Source organism: Halodesulfovibrio sp. (assembly GCF_025210605.1).
GTDB lineage: Bacteria > Desulfobacterota > Desulfovibrionia > Desulfovibrionales > Desulfovibrionaceae > Halodesulfovibrio.
This window is the reverse complement of sequence record NZ_JAOARI010000009.1, coordinates 23,113-46,225: the sequence shown is the minus strand read 5'-3', so window position 1 is coordinate 46,225 and position 23,113 is coordinate 23,113. Positions and strand designations below refer to the sequence as shown.

Annotated in this window: 23 protein-coding genes; 19 read left to right on the top strand and 4 right to left on the bottom strand. The window is 45.3% G+C overall.

Annotation, left to right across the window (positions count from 1 at the left end):
- Window positions 1–79: 79 nt before the first annotated feature.
- The 18 genes from N4A56_RS02900 (at window position 80) to N4A56_RS02815 (ending at window position 17,131) form a co-directional block, all read left to right on the top strand.
- Complete coding sequence (locus N4A56_RS02900) at window positions 80–1,123, top strand: hemolysin family protein (protein WP_293668478.1); 1,044 nt, start codon at window positions 80–82, stop codon at window positions 1,121–1,123.
- A gap of 258 nt (window positions 1,124–1,381) precedes the next feature.
- Window positions 1,382–1,795: a cytochrome c maturation protein CcmE gene (locus N4A56_RS02895; protein ID WP_293668477.1), complete on the top strand. Its 414-nt coding sequence runs from the start codon at window positions 1,382–1,384 to the stop codon at window positions 1,793–1,795.
- Between the two features lie 74 nt (window positions 1,796–1,869).
- Entirely contained in the window at window positions 1,870–3,783 is a 1,914-nt protein-coding gene (locus N4A56_RS02890; protein ID WP_293668475.1) for a cytochrome c-type biogenesis CcmF C-terminal domain-containing protein, read from the top strand.
- Complete coding sequence (locus N4A56_RS02885; protein WP_295544949.1) at window positions 3,773–4,420, top strand: ABC transporter ATP-binding protein; 648 nt, start codon at window positions 3,773–3,775, stop codon at window positions 4,418–4,420. The genes N4A56_RS02890 and N4A56_RS02885 overlap by 11 nt, the downstream gene beginning before the upstream one ends.
- Window positions 4,414–5,091 (top strand): heme exporter protein CcmB, encoded by a 678-nt coding sequence (locus N4A56_RS02880; protein ID WP_293668472.1) that lies wholly within the window; start codon window positions 4,414–4,416, stop codon window positions 5,089–5,091. Before N4A56_RS02885 ends, N4A56_RS02880 begins: the two co-directional genes overlap by 7 nt.
- Before the next feature lie 116 nt (window positions 5,092–5,207).
- A complete protein-coding gene (gene ccsA / locus N4A56_RS02875) occupies window positions 5,208–5,882 on the top strand; it encodes a cytochrome c biogenesis protein CcsA (RefSeq protein WP_293668471.1) in 675 nt (224 codons plus the stop codon).
- Between the two features lie 36 nt (window positions 5,883–5,918).
- Window positions 5,919–6,053 carry a CcmD family protein gene (locus tag N4A56_RS02870; protein WP_293668469.1) on the top strand — a complete coding sequence of 45 codons (135 nt, stop codon included), beginning with the start codon at window positions 5,919–5,921 and terminating at the stop codon, window positions 6,051–6,053.
- The gene (locus N4A56_RS02865; RefSeq protein WP_293668467.1) at window positions 6,046–6,621 is read left to right on the top strand and encodes a hypothetical protein; all 576 of its coding nucleotides are present in this window, start codon (window positions 6,046–6,048) and stop codon (window positions 6,619–6,621) included. Before N4A56_RS02870 ends, N4A56_RS02865 begins: the two co-directional genes overlap by 8 nt.
- A gap of 340 nt (window positions 6,622–6,961) precedes the next feature.
- Window positions 6,962–8,419, top strand: a complete 1,458-nt coding sequence (guaB, locus tag N4A56_RS02860; protein WP_295544947.1) for an IMP dehydrogenase — start codon at window positions 6,962–6,964, stop codon at window positions 8,417–8,419.
- Between the two features lie 21 nt (window positions 8,420–8,440).
- Window positions 8,441–9,991: a glutamine-hydrolyzing GMP synthase gene (guaA, locus tag N4A56_RS02855; protein WP_295544946.1), complete on the top strand. Its 1,551-nt coding sequence runs from the start codon at window positions 8,441–8,443 to the stop codon at window positions 9,989–9,991.
- 29 nt (window positions 9,992–10,020) lie between these two features.
- Window positions 10,021–10,392: a Sec-independent protein translocase protein TatB gene (gene tatB, locus N4A56_RS02850; RefSeq protein ID WP_293668462.1), complete on the top strand. Its 372-nt coding sequence runs from the start codon at window positions 10,021–10,023 to the stop codon at window positions 10,390–10,392.
- On the top strand, window positions 10,392–11,510 hold the full coding sequence (tatC, locus tag N4A56_RS02845; RefSeq protein WP_295544943.1) for a twin-arginine translocase subunit TatC: 1,119 nt from the start codon (window positions 10,392–10,394) through the stop codon (window positions 11,508–11,510). Before tatB ends, tatC begins: the two co-directional genes overlap by 1 nt.
- A 120-nt stretch (window positions 11,511–11,630) precedes the next feature.
- Complete coding sequence (hisB, locus tag N4A56_RS02840) at window positions 11,631–12,221, top strand: imidazoleglycerol-phosphate dehydratase HisB (RefSeq protein ID WP_295544941.1); 591 nt, start codon at window positions 11,631–11,633, stop codon at window positions 12,219–12,221.
- Window positions 12,221–12,871, top strand: coding sequence for a hypothetical protein (locus N4A56_RS02835; protein ID WP_293668456.1), 651 nt, complete (start codon window positions 12,221–12,223; stop codon window positions 12,869–12,871). Before hisB ends, N4A56_RS02835 begins: the two co-directional genes overlap by 1 nt.
- Window positions 12,868–13,602 (top strand): 1-(5-phosphoribosyl)-5-[(5-phosphoribosylamino)methylideneamino]imidazole-4-carboxamide isomerase, encoded by a 735-nt coding sequence (gene hisA, locus N4A56_RS02830; protein WP_295544940.1) that lies wholly within the window; start codon window positions 12,868–12,870, stop codon window positions 13,600–13,602. Before N4A56_RS02835 ends, hisA begins: the two co-directional genes overlap by 4 nt.
- Before the next feature lie 383 nt (window positions 13,603–13,985).
- A complete protein-coding gene (locus N4A56_RS02825; protein ID WP_295544938.1) occupies window positions 13,986–14,963 on the top strand; it encodes a glucokinase in 978 nt (325 codons plus the stop codon).
- A 10-nt stretch (window positions 14,964–14,973) separates the two neighbouring features.
- On the top strand, window positions 14,974–15,669 hold the full coding sequence (locus N4A56_RS02820) for a TVP38/TMEM64 family protein (protein WP_295544936.1): 696 nt from the start codon (window positions 14,974–14,976) through the stop codon (window positions 15,667–15,669).
- A 1-nt stretch (window position 15,670) separates the two neighbouring features.
- Window positions 15,671–17,131: an FAD-dependent oxidoreductase gene (locus tag N4A56_RS02815; RefSeq protein WP_295544935.1), complete on the top strand. Its 1,461-nt coding sequence runs from the start codon at window positions 15,671–15,673 to the stop codon at window positions 17,129–17,131.
- A 79-nt stretch (window positions 17,132–17,210) separates the two neighbouring features.
- Here the strand turns inward: N4A56_RS02815 and N4A56_RS02810 are convergent, their stop codons facing one another.
- From N4A56_RS02810 to N4A56_RS02800, 3 genes are all read right to left on the bottom strand, one after another.
- Complete coding sequence (locus N4A56_RS02810; protein WP_295544933.1) at window positions 17,211–18,935, bottom strand: methyl-accepting chemotaxis protein; 1,725 nt, start codon at window positions 18,933–18,935, stop codon at window positions 17,211–17,213.
- A gap of 352 nt (window positions 18,936–19,287) precedes the next feature.
- Entirely contained in the window at window positions 19,288–20,448 is a 1,161-nt protein-coding gene (locus N4A56_RS02805) for a cytidine deaminase (protein ID WP_293668445.1), read from the bottom strand.
- 373 nt (window positions 20,449–20,821) lie between these two features.
- On the bottom strand, window positions 20,822–21,613 hold the full coding sequence (locus N4A56_RS02800) for a hypothetical protein (RefSeq protein WP_295544930.1): 792 nt from the start codon (window positions 21,611–21,613) through the stop codon (window positions 20,822–20,824).
- A 110-nt stretch (window positions 21,614–21,723) separates the two neighbouring features.
- On the opposite strand from N4A56_RS02800, the gene N4A56_RS02795 reads away from it, so the two are divergent.
- Window positions 21,724–22,212 carry a CinA family protein gene (locus tag N4A56_RS02795; RefSeq protein ID WP_295544929.1) on the top strand — a complete coding sequence of 163 codons (489 nt, stop codon included), beginning with the start codon at window positions 21,724–21,726 and terminating at the stop codon, window positions 22,210–22,212.
- Between the two features lie 150 nt (window positions 22,213–22,362).
- On the opposite strand, the gene N4A56_RS02790 is transcribed toward N4A56_RS02795, so the two are convergent.
- A complete protein-coding gene (locus tag N4A56_RS02790) occupies window positions 22,363–22,848 on the bottom strand; it encodes a hypothetical protein (protein WP_293668441.1) in 486 nt (161 codons plus the stop codon).
- Window positions 22,849–23,113 lie beyond the last annotated feature (265 nt).

Sequence of the window (23,113 nt, the reverse complement as noted above, 5' to 3'; positions counted from 1 at the left end):
AGTACGTTTTATGGTAGGAGTTGCATCCTACAAATTTCCGTAACCACGACGGTGTATGTAATTTATTCGAAGGAACTACATGTTTGAGTTAATAACTGCCGTAGCATTTTCTATCATCATTTCGGCAACATGCTCTATTACTGAGGCTATTTTATATTCTGTACCATGGAGCCATATTGAACGGCTTCGTAGCACAGGTTCCAAAATCGGTACTACTCTATTCAAACTCCGCAGTGATGTTGAGCGCCCTATTACGGCTATTCTCACTCTGAACACAGTTGCCAACACCGCTGGCGCGACCCTTGCCGGCGCTGCTTTTACCAAGGTGTACGGCGCGGAGCACATGCCATATTTTGCAATATGCTTCACTGTAAGCATTCTAATCTTTTCAGAAATACTACCGAAAACGCTTGGTGTATCATATTCTCGCCAGCTAAGTTCTTTTATCGCAAAACCACTTAATTTCCTTGTATTTATGCTTACCCCTGTCATCTATCTATGTTCATGGATGACTCGAAAGCTCACGCCTTCAGCAACAGAGCCTAACGCAACGGAAGACGACATCAGGGCTATTGTAAGCCTTTCACGTCGAGCTGGTGAAATTGAACCGAGCGAGGCTATTTCAATTCAAAATATCCTCTCGCTAGACAACAAACATGTGCATGAAGTTATGACGCCGCGCACGGTTTCGTTCACGCTTCCTGTTGAACTCACAGTAAAAGAAGCGCAGCAAGAATTGGAAATGAAGCATTACAGCCGTATTCCTGTCTATGCTGAAGATAATGAAGACATTATTGGTATCGTAATGCGCCGATCAATTTATGAAGAGTTAGCAGCTGGTCGCACAGAAACAAAGCTTACTGAATTGATGCGCCCTGTCCATTTTGTGCTCGACTCCGTTACGCTCGACAAAGTTCTCAGAAACTTTCTGGAACGCAGAGACCACCTGTTTGTTGCCGTTGATGAATACGGCGGCATAAGCGGTCTCGTATCGTTGGAAGACGTGCTTGAAGAAATCCTCGGCAAAGAAATTGTTGATGAAACCGACAGAGTCGACGATATGCAGCGCCTTGCGCGAGAAAAACGAAAACAGCTTGGCAAAGGGAAATTGCTTAAACGCTAATAGTAATGTATAGCAACTAATAACATATTTACTGGTTCCGATACGCTACGGCAGAAAGTCTGCTTTTTGCGTGCTGACAGGAACAGTTTTTGTTGCTCCATGCAACCTGCAACGGATATCCGACAGATATAGTCTGCAAACTATTTGTTGCAATGAAGCACCAAACCAATTATTTGAAAAGGCATCTGAACCGGGGGAGAAAGGCTCAGATACTGTCGGACATATCTGTCCATAAACTAGACACTGTCAGGAGACACTATGGCAAAGAAAAACGGAAAAAGCGTATACATTGCTGCCCTGTTCCTCTTTTTAGGAGGTCTTGGGTACTTGCTTTTCACCGGTTTTTCACAAAACAGCGTATATTTTCTTGAAGTTTCTGAAGCATTAGCAATGACACCAGATCAGCTTGGCTCAGCACGCCTTTTCGGTACCGTTAAGGCAGGCGAAATCAAGCGACATGAGGAGGGTCTTGGTGTTAGTTTTATGCTTGAAGATGCTCACGACAAGAAAATTGTATTGCCTGTTGTATTCAATGGCGCAGTGCCGGATACATTTAAATCCGGTGCAGAAGTTATTGTTGAAGGCAATATTGATAACGCCACCAAGGCGTTTCAAGCCCGTACGCTTATGACTAAATGTCCATCGAAGTACGAAAAGAAAAATAGAGAATAACCGGCTGCACACCGAAAACTATTCTCTCCGTACTACTTCCCCCACGCTGCCGTTATACCGGCTGAAGGAGCATTATGCATCTCTTAGCATTTTTGCTGCTGGTAGCGTCTTTGCTGTTTGCCCTTGGCTTCGGCGCAGTCGCTGCATTGCAGATTTGGCAGGGGCGCTCTACCCTGCTGCACTGGATTGAAACCTCACAGATGATGATAACAACGCTCATCACTGTAAGTTCATCCATTCTTTTATGGGCGCTGGTTAATTTTGATTTTTCAAACTACTATGTCGCAAGCTACACCAGCCTCGACCTTCCACTTTTTTATCGCGTAACCGCCTTTTGGGCAGGACAAGCCGGTTCATTACTGTTCTGGGCATGGTCTGTTGCGTTATGCGGCATGATTTTTCTTTATACTAACGCATACAAAGCGCTTTCAGATGGCACTAAAATGTGGTTCTGGATGCTCTTCTTTACCTTTACCAGCTTTTTCTTATTCCTACTGACTACATGGTCAAACCCATTTACCCTCATCAGCCCTATTCCTGCTGACGGTAACGGTTTGAACCCGCTGTTGCAGAACCCTGGTATGATCTTCCACCCGCCATTGTTATTCCTTGGCTACGGTGGCTTTACCATTCCAAGCTGCCTTGCTCTAGCACAGGCGTTGAACAGAAGTCAGCATAACGAAGACAGCTGGACAGATGCTTCCCGCAACATGATTCTTTTTGCATGGCTCACCCTTACCGCAGGTATTATCCTCGGTTGCTGGTGGTCATACATGGAACTCGGCTGGGGTGGTTACTGGGCATGGGACCCTGTAGAAAACGCCTCTCTTATTCCGTGGCTTGTAGGCTCTGCATTTTTGCATACCTCCGTTATCGAAACCCGTCGCGGTAAGCTGCACAGAACAAACACCTTCCTTGTTGCACTCACAAGTATTTCTGCGTTGTTTGCAACCTACCTTGTCCGTAGTGGTGTTGTTGAATCTCTGCATGCATTCGGCGGTGGTAGCGTTGGAACGCCACTGCTCATTTTTATTATATTCTTCACCGTGCTGTCCTTGTTTGCAGCAATCACGAGTAAAAATCCAAAAGCAAAACCTATGGCAGAACTTTTCAGCCGTGAAGGTTTGCTGCTGGTTGCTGCGTGGTTCCTTATTGCACTGGGCGTTATCATTCTTATCGCCACTATGTGGCCGGTTTTCTCCAAGTTCTTCACAGAAAACCCGCAAGGTTTAGACCAGAAGTTCTACAACAGCGTTTGCATGCCTTTGGCAGCAATCATTTCTGTACTGCTTATGATCTGCCCTTGGATGAAATGGAACGGCGGCGTTAAAAGCGGCATCATGTTCGGTGCGGTAAGCGTAGTTTTTGTTGTGACAGGTGTTGCTATGTACCTTTCCGGATACACAATTCCTGTTTCAATCCTTGCTGTCGCTTCCGCTGCGGCCTGTATTGTTGGTATCGTGTTGTTGTTCGCAACGGATGCCTCTACACGCAAAAGCAACCGTGCCATCGGTGCATACGGCGTACACCTCGGGGTAGCGCTTATCGTCATCGGTATTGCATTCTCCGGACCATACAAGCAGGAACTGCAAACACAGATTAAACGCGGTGAGACAGTTACTCTTGAAGGATATACCTTCAAGTACAAAGAGCTGTATGAAGGCGAAGCAAGGGAATACATCTTCCTTCAAGCTGACATTGATGTTTATGAAGACGGCAAGCTCATAGGTACACTTGAGCCTCAGCGCCGCCTTTACCATAAATTCGGTAAAAACAGATCCTTCGCAGAAGTATCTATCATTCCGTCCTTTGGAGAAGAGTTATACTCATCTCTGTTAGGCGCAGACACTCAAGGTAACATCACAGTTACATTAAGTATTGAGCCTATGGTTAACTGGTTCTGGATTGGTGGTACGATTATGTGTCTCTTCCCGTTCATCGGGTTCACCCGATTCCGAAAATCTGAAAAGGTAACGGATGCTGCTTAAACTGGACAAGGTTGCCAAAATGTATGGCAACCGTCTAATTATCAAGGACGTTTCCTGCACTATTGAATCAGGCACTGTCACATTGCTGGCTGGTCCTAACGGTGCTGGTAAATCGACCTTGCTCAAGATTATGGCAGGACTTTCCGAGCCTACCGCCGGAAACGTTGAGCTTACAGTAGAAAACAATAAAATTGGATATGTAGGGCATCAAACCTTTATCTATCCTGATTTGTCAGCCATTGAAAACTTGTCATTCTGGTCTAGCCTGCATGGGCAAAAGACGGACGAGAAAACCTTGCTGAACGCACTTGACCGTGTAGAGCTGAAACGTTTTGCTTTTGAGCGCGCCGGTTGTTTTTCTCGAGGCATGGCGCAGCGCTTGAATCTTGCTCGCGTGTTCTTACTTCAGCCGTCCCTGATCCTGCTCGATGAGCCGGGAACTGGGTTGGATGTCCGTTCTATGGGCATCTTGCACAACGAGATTGCTGCGGCAAAAGAGCGCGGTGCAGGATTAGTCTGGATCAGCCATTCGGTTGCTGCTGACCTTGTACGTGCTGACAATGTACTTGCTATCCGCGACAAGCAGGTAGAGTACTTTGGTCAAGCACAAGGCTACACACCGGAGGCGGTATGCTAAGGGCTGCTGTTTCAATAGCTGCAAAAGATCTTAAACTCGTGCTTGCGCGAGGCACAGGTCTTATTCAGGCGCTTTTACTCGGCTTACTGCTTATCTTTGTATTCAGTTTATCCCAACAGATCGGTGAAAAAATGAGTGCACAGGCTGCTGCTGCCATATTCTGGCTGGCATCAGTTTTCTGTCAGGTACTTGTTTTCAATACATTATTCAGTCTGGAAGAACAAAACGGTGCCCGTTTCGGCTTACTTCTTTCCCCAGCGCCTGTGCAGGCAGTCTGGATTGGTAAGGCATTGGGCGGCTTTATTCTTCTTTTATGTGCTCAGGCAGTATTTTTGCCAGCAACAATTGTCTTCCTTGGTCAATCCGTGTCTCATTTATGGCACATAGGGTTGGCAATGCTCCTTGCTATTGACCTTGGATTAATTTTGCTCGGCGCGCTGCTTGGTGCGCTTTCTCAGGGACAGGCTGCAAAAGAGTCTTTACTCTCTATCATTCTGTTCCCGTTGCTTATTCCTATATTGCTTGCAGGCGTGCGTATCGGCTCCGCTGCATTTTCCGGAATCATTCCGGAAGGCTTTGGCGACTGGCTTGGCATCGCCTGTGCCTTCGACGCACTATTCGGAGCAGCTGGGCTATTGCTCTTCGGCTTTGTTTACAGCGGCGAAGAATAGAATACGGACATGTTCGCCGTATTACGCTCGCAAGGATAGGAAGCACTTTATCAGTAACTGACTGTTTTCTTATTCAAAAAATGTCAGATACGCATATAACAGTTACAGAGGATATGATGCGAACAAAATGGATAGCACCTGTGGCACTCTTAGCCGCACCGGCAATGGCGTTGAGCCAGTACCTCATCTACCAGTATGCCCCTGTTGAACAGGTTATGGGCATTGTGCAGAAGGTGTTCTACACCCATCTGCCGCTGGCGTGGTGGTCACTCTTCAGCTTCTTCTGTGTATTCATTGCCTCCATTCTGTACCTCAAAACCCGTAAACGATTCTGGGACAACTTTGCTGCCGCCTCTGCTGAAGTAGGTGTTCTTTTCAGCGGGCTTGCACTTGTTACCGGAATGATCTGGGGACGCCACAGCTGGGGCGTCTGGTGGACATGGGACCCTCGCTTAACAACAACCCTTGTTATGTGGTTCGTTTACGCAGGCTATCTTATCCTGCGCTCCATGTCCCTTTCGACAGAACGCAAAGCGGTAGTCAGCTCTGTTGTCGGCATTGCCGCTTTTATCGACGTACCTCTTGTATTTCTTTCCGCACGCCTTTGGCGCTCCATCCACCCTGCTGTATTCAACAGCAAGACAGGTGGGCTGGAACCGGAAATGAAACTTACTGTTATTGTCTGCGTTCTCTGCTTCGGTCTTATCTGGGCTGCTCTTGTGGGGATTCGATCTTCACAGATGGCGTTGTCTGACCGAATTGATAACTTAACAACACACGACGAAATATAACCGCCTTATTTTACGAGGCACACAAGGAGATTCATCATGGAAAGCTCCAACTGGCTCCTCATGGCTAATGTTGCAGTATGGGTAGGCATTGCAGGTTACCTTTTTGTTATTGCCCGTAAGCATTGCGAACTCAGCAAACGCATTCGCCAAATGGAGTTAATGAATGACTAAAACTCCAATGAAGCAGCCGAACGCCGCTGCAAAAATATTCATTGCGGCAATCCTTTTGGGATTCGCAGCAATGCTGGTCACCTCTGGTGTCTACCGTACGAATCACCCGAGTCTGACCAACTTTGTACAGTCACGCAATGCCACCTCAGAACAGTCTAAACCAGACAATTCAGCACATATTGCAGACTTGATGGGGAAACTCAAAAAAGATGCAAATAATGTAAAACTGATTGAAGAAATTGCCCGACACTTCATGGAAGACGGGGAATACAGTCAGGCGCGTAAGTTTATCCAGCGCGGCATTGCAGCTCAGCCTAGTAACGCCCACCTGTTCTACATGCTCGGCATGGCGAACTTTAAACTGGAAAGTTACACCAACGCTGCCAAAGCATTTGAAACATCTTTGAGCATCGCGGACGATCCTTCCGCTCGGTATAATTTAGGCATACTGCTTACATACTATCTGGATAAACCTGCCGAGGGTAAAATACAGTTCCAGAAAATTGTTGAATCAGCTGCTGAAAATCATCTTAAGATAGCAGCACAAAAAGAACTTGATAAAAAATAACATGCTGATGTTTTTCTAATTTCAAAAGCGCATTGCACTTGCAATGCGCTTTTTGCATAGGTTGTCCCGCAGCGTATCAAGGTTATGTCTCATGCTGTATCAAAGTATATTTTCTTTTTTTTGTGATATAATGCTCGGTATCGGTTTCACTACCATATAAAAAGTATAATAAGCGTTGACATAGACCTAAAGGACGCATACGCTAACGGGATTACCTAAAGTACTATCCGCCTACTTGCTAGGGAAGAAAGTACTGAACTCCAGGCCGGTTAAATGCGTGAATTTACGCTACTGTGGCCTTTTTTAATAGCTACCCAAAACGAATTTGGAGACCCACACCATGAGCGTAATCTTAGGCAAAGCACTGACTTTTGACGACGTGTTGCTTCTTCCTGGTTATTCTGAAGCCACGCCGGATCAGGTGGACTTATCCACTCAGCTCACTAATTCCATCGCACTGAACATTCCGCTGATTTCAGCAGCAATGGATACCGTCACCGAATCTGACATGGCTATCGCGATGGCAAGACACGGTGGCATCGGCGTTGTTCACAAGAACATGCCGCTTGAGCAGCAGTGCCTTGAAGTAGAAAAAGTAAAAAAATCAGAATCCGGAATGATTCTTGATCCAGTAACTGTTGAGCCTTCCTTGACCATCACTCAGGCTCTCGAAGTTATGTCTACTTACAGAATTTCCGGTCTTCCGGTTGTTGAAAACGGCAATCTTGTCGGTATTATAACAAACCGTGACGTCCGTTTTGTTGACGACCCAGACACCACGCTCGTTTCTGAAATGATGACAAAAGACAAGCTGGTAACTGTTCCTGTTGGCACAACTCTGGAGCAGGCAAAAGAGCACCTGCACAAGCACCGCATTGAAAAAGTGCTCGTAGTTGACAGCGACAACCACTTGCAGGGCATCATCACCATGAAGGATATTGAAAAAGAAATTAAATATCCTAACGCATGTAAAGATGAAAATGGTCGTCTGCGTGTGGCAGCAGCATTGGGTGTAGGCGCAGATTGTAAAGAACGTGCGAAAGCTCTGCTTGATGCAGGCGCAGACGTGCTCGTTCTCGACTCCGCTCACGGTCACTCATTAAATATTCTTAAAGCTGTAGAATCTATCCGCACCGAGTTCCCTGATGCACAGATCATTGCAGGTAACGTTGCAACCTACGAAGGCGCAAAAGCATTGTTCGAAGCTGGCGCAGACACCGTTAAGGTTGGGATTGGACCTGGTTCTATCTGCACAACCCGTATTGTTGCTGGTGTTGGTGTTCCACAGATTACAGCTGTTCAGGAATGCTGCAAAGCTGCTAAAGAATTTGGTCGCCATATCATTGCTGACGGTGGCATCAAGTACTCCGGTGATATTGTAAAAGCCCTTTGTGTTGGTGCATCTTCCATCATGATTGGCTCCCTCTTCGCCGGTACAGACGAATCCCCGGGTGAAACAGTTCTCTATCAGGGTCGTCGTTACAAAAACTACCGTGGCATGGGTTCCATCGATGCAATGAAAGCTGGTAGCTCTGACCGTTACTTCCAGGAAAAGAGCAAGAAGCTTGTTCCAGAAGGCATTGTTGGACGTGTTCCATATAAAGGACCTGTACAGGATTCCGTGCACCAGTTAATGGGCGGTCTCCGTTCCGGTATGGGCTACATTGGCGCAAAGACTATTACTGACATGCCTGAAGTTTCTAAAATGGTAGAAATTTCTGCTGCAGGTCTGCGTGAATCTCACGTTCACGACGTTATCATTACAAAAGAAGCTCCCAACTACCGAGTTGAGAACTAATCTCTCTTTTTAGAGGACATTATGGACGCACTTAGCAAAGTCATTATTGTTGACTACGGCTCTCAGTTTACTCAGCTTATCGCGCGTCGCGTACGCGAAGCAGGCGTATACTCTGAAATTCACCCTTGCATCGTTACAGCCGAAGAAGTCAAAGCAATGAATCCTTCCGCTGTAATCCTTTCCGGCGGTCCTTCAAGCGTTGGTGATGACGAAGCACCAACTCTCGATATGGGTCTGCTCGAACTTGGCGTACCAGTACTCGGTATCTGCTACGGCATGCAGCTTCTCGCCCACAATCTGGGTGGCGAACTTGCAAGCTCTGAAACACGCGAGTACGGCCCTGCGGACTTTAACATGACCGCAGACTGCCCTCTCTTTGCTGATCTTAACCGTGAAGAATCTTTACGTGTATGGATGTCTCACGGCGATCAGGTTAAATCTGTGCCACCTTCCTTCGAAGTTATTGGCTCTACAGAAACTCTCGAAGTTGCCGCGATGGCGTGTGTAGAAAAAAACATCTACGCTCTCCAGTACCACCCGGAAGTGCACCACTCTGAGGGTGGCGACACCATGATTAACAACTTCCTTTTCAAAATTGCTGGCATCAAACCAGACTGGACTATGTCCGGCTTTATTGATGCTGTAATTAAAGATTGTCAGGAAACTGTTGGTCCTGAAGGCAACGTGGTTTGTGGTCTTTCCGGTGGTATCGACTCCACCGTTGTTGCAGTTCTTTTGAACAAAGCAATCGGTCACCGCCTCCACTGCATCTTTGTAGATAACGGTCTTATGCGCCAGAACGAAGTTGAAGAAGTTTCCAGCTACCTGCGCGAACACTTCGACCTCAACCTGACCGTAGTTGACGCACGCGATCGCTTCTTATCCAAGCTTGATGGCGTTGAAGACCCAGAGAAAAAACGTAAGATCATCGGTTACGAATTCATCGAAGTTTTCGATGCAGAAGCATCTCGCATCAACAACGTTAAATTCCTTGCACAGGGCACTCTGTACCCTGATGTAATCGAATCTATCTCCCACAAAGGTCCTTCCGCAGTTATTAAAAGCCACCATAACGTTGGCGGTCTGCCTGAAGATATGGAACTCGAACTCATCGAGCCGCTTCGCGAACTCTTCAAAGATGAAGTACGCAAAGTTGCTATTGAGCTTGGCATGCCGGATTCTGTAGTATGGCGTCACCCATTCCCGGGTCCAGGCCTTGCTATCCGTATTATTGGCGAAATTACTGACGAACGCCTTACTATTTTGAGAAAAGCAGATAAAATCGTACAGAACGAGTTGACTGCATCCGGATGGTATCGCAAAGTGTGGCAGGGCTTTGCTGTTCTGCTTCCGCTCAAGACCGTTGGGGTAATGGGCGACGACAGAACCTACGAAAACGTTATTGCCCTACGTATTGTTGATAGTGTAGATGCTATGACAGCGGACTGGGCACGTCTTCCTTCTGAACTGCTTGAAAGAATCTCAAGCCGTATCATTAACGAAGTTACAGGCGTGAACCGCGTTGTTTACGACATCTCATCAAAACCACCGAGCACTATCGAGTGGGAATAAAACAACCTTAGCTAATTGGGCGTGACTGCATGTTTGGAATCGGTACTACTGAAATACTGGTTATTCTTGTTGTAGCACTTATTGTGCTGGGTCCTAAGAGCTTGCCGAAAGTGGCTCGTACTCTTGGGAAGGGTCTTGCGGAATTCCGCCGTGTATCCACAGATTTTCAGCGTACTATCAACACTGAAATAGCACTGGATGAACACGAAAAAGAGAAAAAAGCCGCTGAAAAGAAAATTTTTGGCGACGACTCTAAAGCAGAAGCAACACCTACCCCTGAACCGACTACTGAGTCATCTGCGCAGGATTCCACCGGAAACCTTGCAGTTGCACCTGACAATGCAGACGTTCCTCCAGTAGCTGAAGCTGCAAGCAAAAAGACCGAGAAGGAACAGGCATAATGAGCGTTGATAAAAAAACAGACGCTCAGCCTTCCGAAGCAGATGAAACTGCTTCCGATAAAGAGCACACTGAAGAACTCGAATCTTCCAATGATACTGAAGAGTACGAAACTGTGCACGACAACGGAAGTGATGACTCTGACCCTTCTGCTGAGATAGATTTCTCAGATGGTCCGCGTCCTGATCGCATTGAAGATCATGACGATGACAATATAGATGACACCGAGTCCGGAGCACCTAGTGCTCCGGACGGCGGTGATTCTGACGATAATTCCGCTCCTGCCACTCTGACAGATCGTATTAACGAAATGGAAGAGGAGGAAGATGACGATGAGGAAGAAGAGGAATCCATGACTCTCCTTCAGCATCTTGATGAACTGCGCCTGCGCTTAAAGCGCATCAGCTTTGCAGTTATCATCGGTTGTCTTGCCTGTTACAGCTTTGCTGAAAAGCTCTTTGATTATCTGGTTATGCCAATGGTTGCAGTTATGCCGGATCAAAGTTCTTTTATCTACACAGCGCCGCATGAGGCGTTTGTAACCTACCTTAAAGTAGCTGCACTGGCAGGTTTTTTTGCCGCCAGCCCTTACATTTTCTACCAAATCTGGGCATTCATTGCACCAGGTCTATATGAAGAAGAGCGAAAGTACATTGTACCAATCGCGTTCTTCTCTGCTGCCTGTTTTATAGGCGGCGGAGCCTTTGCCTACTTTATTGTTTTCCCGTTTGCTTTTGAATTTTTCATGAGCTTCAACACAGGAAACATTCAGGCTATGCTTAAGCTGAACGAATATTTAAGTTTCTCAATGAAACTTATATTTGCGTTCGGACTTGTATTTGAAATGCCGCTCTTTGCCCTGTTCTTGAGCAGACTGGGAATTGTAACAGCAACAATGATGCGTAAAGCACGTAAATTTGCTATTCTTTTCTCATTCATTCTGGCTGCCCTTCTTACACCACCAGATGTTGTATCACAGCTTCTCATGGCAGGACCGTTGATGATTTTATATGAAATTTCAATCATCATCGCAGCCCTCTTCGGCAGACGTCGTCCTTCTGAAGAAATTTCCGAAGAAGATGAAACTGACGAAGAAGAGAAGGAACCAGTGGCAGAGTAAGAATGCTGACAATGCTCTGTGCTGAGCTGTCATCAATCTTACCCACATATTTAGGTGTACACAGGCCGGGCTTTTTGCCCGGCTTTTAACCATCTAGCGACTATATTTTGAGGAAAAAGTATGACTCAACGTACCGCAACCATTACAAGAGACACCAGTGAGACTAAAGTATCACTTACTCTTACTCTGGACGGAACCAGCAATGTAGATGTGAAAACTGGTTGGGGTTTTGCCGATCATATGCTCACACTTATCGCATTCTGGGGCGGATTTGATCTCCATATATTCTGCGACGGAGATTTACACGTTGATGCACATCATACACTCGAAGACATTGGTATCTGCCTTGGCAACGCACTTCGAGAGGCTCTTGGTGACCGAAAAGGTATCAACCGCATCGGCATGGCAAAAGTACCAATGGACGAATCTATTTCCGAAATAAACATTGATATTTCTGGTCGTCCATACCTTGTATATCGAGGCGATGACTTGCTTCCGCCAGTTATTGCCGGTGATGAATCCGACTTATGGCGTGAATTTTTTAAATCGGTCAGCTATGCTGCAAGAATAAACATGCATATTTCTTACCTTTATGGTAAAAATGGGCATCATCTGCTCGAATCAGCATGCAAGGGTTTAGGACTTGCACTGCGCATGGCTGCTTCCTGCGACCGAAATCAATTACTCAGTACCAAAGGGAGTCTCGATTAATGCCAAAAAAATTACGTTATGCCGGACTTATTCTTTGCCTTATTGGCTTGTTTATGATTGCCGGTTGCTCCAAATCAAAAGCACCTGCTCAGTTACCGCAAGTAACAATGGGGCTGGCAATGTTCACTCAGCCGACCAATACCGGTGAGCTACTCGCCGGATACATTCCTTCTGACCAGTTTAAAGTTTCTGCTGAGACACTGAACAAGCTTGATGCTGATTTTGAAAAACTTCTGCTTACAGAAACTAAGCGCATTTATTTACGAGGTGCTTCTGCACGTCAGTGCTTTGAAATTACCACTGCCCAGCGTAGAGAAGACCCTATGAACGCGCTTAAATTCTGGAATCAGGTTGGCTTATGCATGAAGGCTGACGTTCTTATTATTCCACAGGTTATTGACTGGACTCCTAGAGAAGGCGGCGAAATCGGCGCGTTCCAGTCCGCTGGGGTAAATATGGACTTTTACGCATTGCGCGTAAATGTTGACGAGCCTTCCATCTCTCGTTTTCACTTTGAAGAAACTCAAGAAAGCCTTTCAAACAACCTTCTCAACATCGACAAGTGGTTTAAGCGTAGCGGTAAATGGATTACAGCTGAACAACTTGCAGAAGAAGGAATGCGTCAGGCGATAACGGAGCTTGGTCTGTGATAATTTTTCCTGCTGTAGACATTAAAGGCGGACAGGCAGTTCGTCTTAAACAGGGTAAAGCCGATCAGGAAACTGTGTTTTCCTCCGATCCGGTTGCAATGGCTAAAAAATGGCAGGAACAAGGCGGAAAATGGCTCCATGTAATTGATCTTGATGGTGCTTTTTCCGGTGAACCGGTCAACCGTGACCTTATTCAGAATATTTGCTCAAGTGTGAGCATGCCTGTTCAGCTCGGCGGTGGTATCCGCGATCTTGAAACAGCAAAAGCATACCTCGATGCAGGCGTATCCCGTCTCATCATTGGTACTATCGCACTTACAGAGCCAGAATTGTTCGGATCTATCTGCAAAGCCTTTCCGGGTAAAATCGGTGTTTCTCTCGATGCTGAGGGCGGCGTACTGAAGACCAAAGGTTGGGTAGAAGACAGCGGTCAAACTATTTACGATGTACTCCCTCGTTTGGAAGAACAAGGCGTAGCTTTCATCATCTACACTGATATTGATCGCGACGGTATGCAGACGGGTGTAAACCTTCCGGCTCTTACCAAGTTGGCTCAGACAGCCTCTGTGCCAGTAATTGCTGCTGGTGGTGTTGCAACGCTTGATGACATTAAAGCGCTCTACCCACTCACAAAAGATGCAAATCTTCAAGGTGCTATTTCTGGTAAAGCAATTTACACCGGAACACTCGATCTAAAAGAAGCTTCCGACTGGATAGCAACTCAAGCGTAAAAAGCACTGACAGAAACAAACACAAGCAAAGGCTGCAAGGAATAATCCTTGCAGCCTTTTTTACTATGCACAATTAATACTGCTCAGTAATGGTTCACACTTCTCAGCAAAGCGAAAACTTAATGCCCCTACAGTTAAGCAGCACTAGCCCCCACAACACCCTAGTGGCTACCTTGAACAACTCCGCCCAATTCTATCTAAATTTTTTACTATTGCTCGCCAGTAAGATTTTACTATTAATTACTGCTTTTATTTTTGAACTTTACAGAAAAACTAGGACTAGTTATTACTTTTATTCAAAATCCAGTATTGTATAAAAGTCCATTTTCTCTCTCAAGCGTATACTGCAGTGATAAACATTCATTGAACCGGACACACAGCATATGAAGAAAATTCTAGCTGCCGACATAGGCGGAACAAATAGCCGCTTTGCCGCATTTACAATACACGGGAAAAAAATACGATACGACAGTAGCATTTGGATTTCCACCAACGCTGCCAGCAGTTTTTCGCATTTACTTGAACTGCTGGTGCATTCCAATTTTGACCTACATCCAATCAAAGCAGATGTTGCGATTTTTGGAGTCGCTGGTCCTGTAGTAGATGGTTTGCGGTGCAGCCCTCCGAATATTGCATGGGACATCGACCTCACCACTATTCCCGATACTTTTTGTTGTGCCAATGCGTTGCTGATTAACGACTTTCTCGCGCAAGCATATGCCGTTTCTACTCCTGCATTTAGCAATGCTCTCGAAATCACGGCAGGAACTTCAGTCCCCAACTGCCCTATCGCAATGCTGGGAGCAGGCACAGGGCTGGGCAAGTCTCTCCTTGTCCCTGACAGAAGTGGCGGCTACCTCCCTGTACCAACAGAGGGAGGGCATGGTGTCTTTCCTTTCATAACAAAGGATGAAGTTGAGTACGCCGAGTTCCTTCGTTCAAAAATTCAACGCACCACCATAATTCAAGATCATGTGCTTTCCGGCTCCGGTCTCGAGCATTTATTTGAATTTCACACTGGCAATGTTGCGCCGTCACATACTGTTGTCGCACATTTTACTGAACACCCTACGGTTCTGAAGTGGTTCGCACGCTTTTACGGGCGCGTATGTCGTAATTTTGTACTAGATACTTTTGCCCTCGGCGGGCTATATATAACAGGCGGAATCGCTGCAAAAAACCCAATTGTCATTGAGCATGACGAGTTCAAAACAGCATTTCGCGGCTGCGAACCACACAACGATATATTCAGCAATATCCCAATAAAGCTTAATCAAAACGAAGAATCCGGTCTATGGGGTGCTGCACAATATGGTGCAGACCACCTTATGCATACCTCCGAACCTCACCCGATGGTGTAAGGATACACTCATGACAGCAATTCAAGCCAAAAGACTCACTATCGTCATTTCTATTATACTCATGCTCACCGCAGTCTGGTATTTCGACCTCACAGATTATTTGACGCTTGAATATATCAAAATGAAACAAGATGCCTTCAGAATGTTACATCATGAGCACACGTACCTTGTTGTAGGAGGATTTGTAATTCTCTACATTCTTGTCACAGCACTCTCCATTCCAGGAGCGGCAATTATGACCCTTGCCGCTGGCGGGTTATTCGGATTCTGGACAGCACTTATTGCAGTATCGTTTGCATCTACCATTGGTGCAACACTCGCCTGCTTTGTTTCCAGATATATTCTTAAAGATTGGGTACAAAACACCTTTGGCAGCAAAATTAAAAAAATTGACGATGGGGTAAAAAAAGAAGGTGCATTCTATCTTTTTACAGTGCGCTTAGTCCCAATATTTCCATTCTTCGCGATCAACCTGATTATGGGCATCACCAGCCTACCGTTGCGGACGTTTTTTTGGGTTTCACAACTAGGTATGCTACCCGGAACTGCTGTTTTTGTTAACGCAGGAAAACAGCTTGCAACCATTAATGATATTGCTGATGTGCTTCAGCCTGTACATATTATTTCTTTTGCCCTCCTTGGCGTGTTTCCTCTACTTGCTAAATTCCTTTTGAAATTTATTCGCAAAATAAAAGAGAGCAATTAACATGGCAGAATATGATTTTGATCTCATCATCATCGGTAGCGGCGCTGCTGGTTTAACAATAGCCTCCGGTGCAGCACAGCTAGGCGTGAAAGTGCTGTTAATCGAAAAAGAAAAACAAATGGGTGGAGATTGTCTGCACTATGGATGCGTCCCAAGTAAGACTCTGATTAAGTGTGCAAAAGTGCGCCATCAGATGACAAATGCAGACAGCTATGGACTGCCTACCCCCAATTTAGACCCAGTAGACTTTGCAAAAGTCGCTGCACATATTCAATCAGTCATCGACACTATCCAGCCGCACGATTCACCAGAGCGCTTTGAAGGGCTTGGTGCAACAGTGCGATTCGGTACAGCATCATTTAGAGACCCGCATACTATTTCTCTTGAACCACCGGAGGGTGGAACACCTGAACACATCTCCGGCAAAACAATCGTCATTGCAGCTGGTTCTACTCCATCAAAGCCACCATTCAAGGGACTAGATCAAGTTGACTACCTTACTAACGAAACTGTTTTTTCCCAAAAGACACTTCCAAAAACACTTACGGTTATCGGGGGTGGTCCTATTGCGGTAGAGATGGCGCAGTCATTTCAACGCCTCGGCTCACAGGTTACACTACTGCAACGCTCTGCCCATATTCTTTCAAAAGAAGATACAGACATGGCAGAAGTCGTTGAAACTTCACTCCGTAAAGATGGTGTTACCATTGTTACTAACACCAGCATCAAAGAAATCAGTCAACATGACGATCAAATATCAGTAACCTGCGGAACAAAGGGAGACTCCTCGCAAACTGTAACCAGCGAAAAACTACTGGTCGCACTTGGAAGAGCACCTGCTGTCGAAGCTTTGAATCTTAAAAACACAGGTGTGGAATATTCGAAAAAAGGTATTCCTGTTGATGAAAAAATGCGAACAAACGTGCCGCATATTTATGCTGTCGGCGACATCACAGGCAAGTATCAGTTTACCCACGCTGCCGGATATGAAGGCGGTATTGTAATTGCCAACGCTGTTTTTAAGATGCCGCGAAAAGCAGACTACACATTGCTGCCGTGGGTGACATACAGTGATCCCGAACTAGCTTCTATCGGATACAATGAAAAACGAGCACAACAAGCTGATATCAAGTACACAGTGCACACAGAATCTTTCGCATTCAATGACCGTGCACTTGCCGAAAACCAGCCGGAAGGAAAATTGAAACTACTGCAAGATCAAAAGGGGCGCATTATCGGCGTTCAGATCGCCGGAATACATGCCGGTGAGCTTATAAATGAATGGGTCGCTATTCTTGGAGGCAAGGTTTCTTTATCAACTCTGGCAGGAGCTATACATCCATACCCAACTGTTAGTGAAATCAACAAAAAAGTTGCTGGAACAATTCTCAGCAAAAAAGTTTTTTCACCATTCACACGCAAAGTACTTCGCACCCTTTTCAAATATCGTGGTCGCGCTTAACAATTCGCTATCTCAAAAACAAAAAGGCTGTCCTGCATGCGTAGGACAGCCTTTATATTCGTAAAGCAAGTACCGAGAGTTACTGCTTCAACTCAGCCATAAGTGATTCAAGCTCTACTGCCTGAGAGCGTACATCGTACATGGAACGGCTAAATTCGCTCATGGATTCAGTCGTGTTTGTCGCAATATCACTTACTTCTGCTACAGCATTGCTAATCTGCTCACTGGTTGCAGACTGTTGTTCAGAAGCTGTTGCAATGGAACGAATACTATCCGCAGTTTCAACCGCCATAGCATTAATTTCTGTAAGAGCGACAAGCGCCTTGTCAGAACCGCTGGTTGTGATCTCCACAGACTTATCCATTTCATTCGCAACGTTTGCTGTTCCTTCAACGCCACGCTGAATACCACTGACCTGCTCAATAACTTCGCGGGTTGCAACCATAGTTTTTTCCGCAAGCTTACGTACTTCATCAGCAACTACGGCGAAACCACGCCCTGCTTCCCCTGCGCGTGCCGCTTCAATTGCAGCGTTAAGTGCCAGCAGGTTAGTCTGATCTGCAATGTCAGAAATGGTTGAAATCACACCGCCAATATTATCAGCTTGTACACCGAGGTCTGTAATAACACCGCGTAAATCTTCTGCACTTTTTGTTACAGATGCGATCGCGTCTTTAAGCTCTGCAATAACGGTTGCGCCTTCATCAGAACGTGCACGGGTCTGGTCTGCCTTTTGTGCAGCGTCACTTGCGTTACGCGCAATATCTAAAACGGTTGCGTTCATTTCTTCAATGGACATAGCTGTCTCTGAAATACGTGACCGCTGTTCATTTGCGCCGACTTCTATGTGCTCAATTTGCTCAGTAAGCTGCTCAGTAGTTGCTACTACAGAGTGCATTGCTTCGCTGGATTTGTTCGCAGTAGTTATGATCTGAGCAGAAATTTTATGAATTTCTTCCTCACGAGATTCTACTTCTGTACGCGCTGCCAAGGCTTCGTTTGTGCTGCGCTCTGCAATTACAGTTTTCTCTTCTGCATCCAAAATTTGTTTGCGCAAGCTTTGAACCATGCTGCTCAGTGCACGCGCAAGAAGACCAAGCTCGTCAGCGCGATCAATATCAAGGGAAGAAACTACTTCAGGATCGCTGCCAACACGTTTAGCTACTCCTGCCACAAGGCTGAGTTCACGCGCTGTTTTTGCATATCCTAGGCAAACACCAATCAGTAAGAATGTGACTACAAAAATAGATGCAATCAACGCGTAATGAAGCAACGAAAGCGCACTGGTAAACTCTGTAACAGACTCAGCTTTGAGCTTTTCGTAATACTTCTCAACAACAGCAAATCCTTCAAAGGCTGGTGTATCGCTAATTTTCACCACAGCATCAATTTCTGCCGGGGTCTTTCCTTCCGCCCACAGTTGCTTCACAAGCCGAACATTATCAAAATAATGTTTTACAACAGAAGAAATTTTTTCAAGAGCCTGTCGCTCTTCAGGCGTAATGTCACTAAGACCTTCGTACTCTGTAATCGCACCAACAATAGCCTGCTGGTTATTTGTTACGCGATTGTAATATTTATCACTGCCACGCAACACATAGTTTTTAAAGTTATGGATGATACCACCATAACCAAATTGAGATTTAATGCTTAGTAATAATTCCTGACGAGTCACAACCCGCTTTGAAAAATCGTTGTATGCGGAACCAAGATGCTCCAATGAATAGTACAGTACCGGCGCAGAAAGAAGTACTGTAACCACACCCACTAATAAAAAGTTTGATGCTTTGCGTTTGATGTCCATAAGTGTTCAATAGCCCCCATTCTTCGATTCCAACAAAAAAATCATGCTGAAAACTACATCAGCAACAACAAAATCTCGTTCATGACTTCTTAATTGTATAAGAGTCGTGATTTTGCGATATGCCTAAATTTTTCTGTATACGCGTCCCCCTGCTACAGAATTAAACGCTATACGCTCAATTTAACTGCAACAGAACACTGTTCTTATCGGCAATTTTGTATTTACGTTAACCAATAGATTTATAAAAGATATTTTCAAGGTCATAATTCTACAATACGTATTTACAACTATGCACACAACAAAAGCCGACTACGTCGGCTTTTGTTGTGTGCATGTATAGCAAAAGTTTTTATTAATCGTAAGTAAAACCTTTGTTCCCAGACAGCGTAGGGTATGGCAACAATTGAGATACCATTATCATTTTTACATCACCCTTATCTGGTTCAACTGCAGCAAGAATACCACGACCAAATTCAAATAAAAATTGTCTGTCTTCTGCTGTCGGTGCTACTACAGAACCATCAGGGGCAAGCGCAGCTACAGCACGAAAATCATATTCACCATCTGCAATGGCTTTAAGCACCGCTGTTTTAATAGCAGTAATATTTTCCTTAGCTGTTTCTACATTACACCCTACGTATGTTTTGCCTGAACGAGTCAATACTGCCGCCCCGACAGGAACCTTAGTATATGGAGCGTATGCATTTACTGCTGCTTCAGAAGCTGCTTCAAACAGTTTGTTCAAGTCATCTTCATAGAGCTCCGGCACAAACCACTTGCGGTAAATTCTGTCGTATTCACCTGTCGCAACAACACGCTGAAATCCTTTATTTACCATCTCAAGAATACGACCCTTCTCGCGGTTTACCGCAATATATGAGTCTGTAATACGCATGAGACTACCAACAGCGCTGATTTTGGCATATTTAAACCGATTCAAATAGTAATATGCTGTCTGTTCCGGTCCACAGTATGCCTGTACCCTATCACGTCCGAGAGCATGAATAGCATCCGCTTTGGTAGGATACGGTTTAATATTCATTCCGCCGAATTCTTCCAATACTCGCTGCTGGAACGAACCACGCTTTACAGAGACAGTCTGCCCGCGAAGCAAGGTTATGTTGCCAACTCTGTTCGGGTACTTCGTAAACAGCCGAACCTTCATCGGCAGCGTGGCTTTTTCTGAAAAATTAAAAAGCAGTTTGCGCTGTTTTGTTTTTGCCATACCGGTAGACAAATCAATTGCACCGGAAGAAAGTTCCATTAATACATGATCCCATACAAGCGGTCTTGTAACTAATTTTACGTTCTGCCCTTTAAATATGGCACGGATAAGGTCAACATCAAACCCGACGGCTTTTCCTTTTGCTTCTTCAAAAGAAAATGGCGGAAATTCTCTGTCAAACCCATACACAACCTTAATAGGCTCTTCTGCATTTGCCTGAGGCACAATAACAAAAGTAAACACACTCAGGGCAACGCCCATAAACACAGCTAAAAATCGACAGCGCATTACTATCTCCTGAAAATAAACATGCTTTTTTGTAAGCCTGTATCCTTTTTTACTAAAGGCTGCCACCTGCCTTATGCACAGCAATGTAGTACAAAATCATAAAAAAAGGCAGCCTACATACCTCTTCGGCACAATCAGAGAAAACTGTAATTACTGCCGGAAGAAGTGTAACACTGCCTTTTACATGCAATTTTTTTCAAAATAGATTCTATATTGTACACGATGGGAAGCTCGCCAGTTTTTCTCCTTACAAGGCAGGCGTGAAAAACATATTGAAAACATAGCAGCCCTACGTCGTAATATATTTTTTGCTGAAACCCCATTGAGGAAGAAAAGATGACAGCAGCACAAGTTCACAAATTAGAATCAACTCCTAGTTCTTTTTCAAGATGTGCAATACAGATGCAACGTTTGCTCGCTCTCGCTGGTAGACATCTGCTGCGTATCGTTTGATAACTGCTGCGACGACATTTCCTTTCGGCAAATTTTCATCAAGCGCAGGTAGTTCCGGAAGCTCCATTTCTGCAAGCTCTTCGCGCGGGAGCAACAACAAACACATATCATCGCCCGGTACACAACCTACTTCGCTGTTTACTGTACCGACGGTGCGTTGCTTTGCGATTTTATCAACATCCATGCCACGTACAACACTTAAGACATCCGTAGGTGAGTGGTCTCTGTTAACCTTCTCAATACGGCTGTTTAAATCATCACACCACTGCATATAGCGATAATACCCTGTTGTTTTACCAAATTTTTCCGGTGTATTTTTTCGATACGGTACTCCGTGCAAAAAGAAACCAAATGCATTATGCATGCGCTCGTAGGTCTCAACAACACACTTTTTGTATCGTCCTTCTGCTGTAAAAGCAAAAGGCAGCTCCATACTCAGCCACGGGTCTGTCTCTTCCACACGATGCAAAAAATCTGTTGGCACATCGAGAAGCTGTAGCAACTCTTTAACATTATCTCTCGTAATCAAAAGAGCCTGAAGCTGAGCACAAATATTCAGCGCACGCTGCTCTGCTAATCTGATATCACTTTCAATATATTCAAAAAGTTCACGTTCATCATCTATGGCTTTACGAGCACCAAAAAAACCGCTCGCTATGTCGGTCATGACCTCGCCTTGAAGTGCCGATGAGAGGGAATAAAAATCTGTCAATTTTATGCCTCCTGTTCTTGTTGCCATTGTACACTGCCCGCTAAGTTTCTAGCAAGGACTGCTTGCTATGCTTCTCCCGCAATGATAGCGAATACTCAGGGAGCAATCATATGCATATTACAGAATTATCTACACAAATTGCAGAACTGGGCGAAATTCTTTGTCAAAACAAATACATGCTCGGCACAGCAGAATCATGCACTGGCGGACTTATATCTATGCTGCTCACTGAGGTTTCCGGTTCATCGGACTGGTTCAAGGGAACCGTTGTTTCCTATGCCAATGAGGTGAAAGAAGAGGTGCTTCATGTACCGCATCAAACACTACTGCAACATGGAGCAGTAAGCGAAGAAACAGCACTTGCAATGGTTCGCGGTGTGCAAAAAGTGCTGGACTTACAAGTGGCAATATCCGTAACAGGAATTGCTGGTCCGACAGGCGGGACAGATGAAAAACCGGTGGGGACTGTCTGGATAGGATTTGCGGTGGGCGAACAAGTTTTTGCCCAGCATCATGTCTTTAGCGGCTCCAGAACGGAAATACGACACCAGACCGCCGCAGCAGCAATTACTACTCTGCTGCACGAACTTAAACGCTAAGCTTACCACCTACACTATTTACGAAAGAAGGCAGCCCGTAGGCTGCCTTTTCCATTTTTTTGTGCAAGATATGCAAAATACTCTGTGTATGCACTTGCAACTTGCATTCTGTGCAGTCCACTACAGACAAACACAGCACTACCGTATGTATTACACGAGGTAATCCCCACGGTTTAATTTAAACTGTTCGGTCACGGTCATAACTTCAAGTTCGTTGCGCACGTTATCCAGTTCTGGAAATTCTGCCTGAAGCGATGGTGCGGACTGTTTGAGCGTTGTCAGACTATGTGCAAGCTCTTTTAGCGTCCCAAACGCACCTTTAAGATCTGGTGATCCTTGCGTGCTAATCTGCGTGGAATATTTTTCCCATTTATCGAGAAGACCTTCCAGCTTATCAGCAACCTGTTTTGGATCAACAGCCTTTTGTCCAGCTTCCATCTGATCTGCATTCAAACGCGGGTCAAACGCTAAGGAGTGAGTACCGGGAGGCAACACTGCCTCAGTTGCAGATTTGGTCTGCAACTCAAGTTCCTGTGAAAGCAGGTTATGGAAACCGTCGGCAGCTCTTTTAGGTGCTTTGGTTGCCTGACTCTGCTTCGCTATCGATGTAATCTGTTCTGTAGTATTAATTCGCATAACAATATCCTCGGCGATTAGGATTTACTGCTAATGAAGCAAAGAGCTTGCCAAAACCTCTGAACCCTTGAAAACCGTGGCTTTTCATTTTTTAGACACTCTTCATGCGGCATTTTCTGCCTATTATTCCGAGCAAAAATGTACAACTGCTGCAACGTACATAAGAACCTTATCCTTGTCTATCTTCACATAGTAGGTGTATATGTGGTATAAAATAACGTAGATACCCGCTATAGACAGATACTCGATATCCTTCAGGAGGCAG

Coding starts and splice junctions, on each gene's coding strand:
- tatB (WP_293668462.1), top strand. CDS start 10,021: ATGTTTGGAATCGGTACTACTGAAATACTGGTTATTCTTGTTGTAGCA.
- N4A56_RS02865 (WP_293668467.1), top strand. CDS start 6,046: ATGACTAAAACTCCAATGAAGCAGCCGAACGCCGCTGCAAAAATATTC.
- N4A56_RS02890 (WP_293668475.1), top strand. CDS start 1,870: ATGCATCTCTTAGCATTTTTGCTGCTGGTAGCGTCTTTGCTGTTTGCC.
- N4A56_RS02895 (WP_293668477.1), top strand. CDS start 1,382: ATGGCAAAGAAAAACGGAAAAAGCGTATACATTGCTGCCCTGTTCCTC.
- guaB (WP_295544947.1), top strand. CDS start 6,962: ATGAGCGTAATCTTAGGCAAAGCACTGACTTTTGACGACGTGTTGCTT.
- ccsA (WP_293668471.1), top strand. CDS start 5,208: ATGCGAACAAAATGGATAGCACCTGTGGCACTCTTAGCCGCACCGGCA.
- tatC (WP_295544943.1), top strand. CDS start 10,392: ATGAGCGTTGATAAAAAAACAGACGCTCAGCCTTCCGAAGCAGATGAA.
- guaA (WP_295544946.1), top strand. CDS start 8,441: ATGGACGCACTTAGCAAAGTCATTATTGTTGACTACGGCTCTCAGTTT.
- N4A56_RS02805 (WP_293668445.1), bottom strand. CDS start 20,448: ATGCGCTGTCGATTTTTAGCTGTGTTTATGGGCGTTGCCCTGAGTGTG.
- N4A56_RS02885 (WP_295544949.1), top strand. CDS start 3,773: ATGCTGCTTAAACTGGACAAGGTTGCCAAAATGTATGGCAACCGTCTA.
- N4A56_RS02810 (WP_295544933.1), bottom strand. CDS start 18,935: ATGGACATCAAACGCAAAGCATCAAACTTTTTATTAGTGGGTGTGGTT.
- N4A56_RS02835 (WP_293668456.1), top strand. CDS start 12,221: ATGCCAAAAAAATTACGTTATGCCGGACTTATTCTTTGCCTTATTGGC.
- N4A56_RS02790 (WP_293668441.1), bottom strand. CDS start 22,848: ATGCGAATTAATACTACAGAACAGATTACATCGATAGCGAAGCAGAGT.
- N4A56_RS02870 (WP_293668469.1), top strand. CDS start 5,919: ATGGAAAGCTCCAACTGGCTCCTCATGGCTAATGTTGCAGTATGGGTA.
- N4A56_RS02900 (WP_293668478.1), top strand. CDS start 80: ATGTTTGAGTTAATAACTGCCGTAGCATTTTCTATCATCATTTCGGCA.
- N4A56_RS02820 (WP_295544936.1), top strand. CDS start 14,974: ATGACAGCAATTCAAGCCAAAAGACTCACTATCGTCATTTCTATTATA.
- hisB (WP_295544941.1), top strand. CDS start 11,631: ATGACTCAACGTACCGCAACCATTACAAGAGACACCAGTGAGACTAAA.
- N4A56_RS02795 (WP_295544929.1), top strand. CDS start 21,724: ATGCATATTACAGAATTATCTACACAAATTGCAGAACTGGGCGAAATT.
- N4A56_RS02815 (WP_295544935.1), top strand. CDS start 15,671: ATGGCAGAATATGATTTTGATCTCATCATCATCGGTAGCGGCGCTGCT.
- N4A56_RS02880 (WP_293668472.1), top strand. CDS start 4,414: ATGCTAAGGGCTGCTGTTTCAATAGCTGCAAAAGATCTTAAACTCGTG.
- N4A56_RS02825 (WP_295544938.1), top strand. CDS start 13,986: ATGAAGAAAATTCTAGCTGCCGACATAGGCGGAACAAATAGCCGCTTT.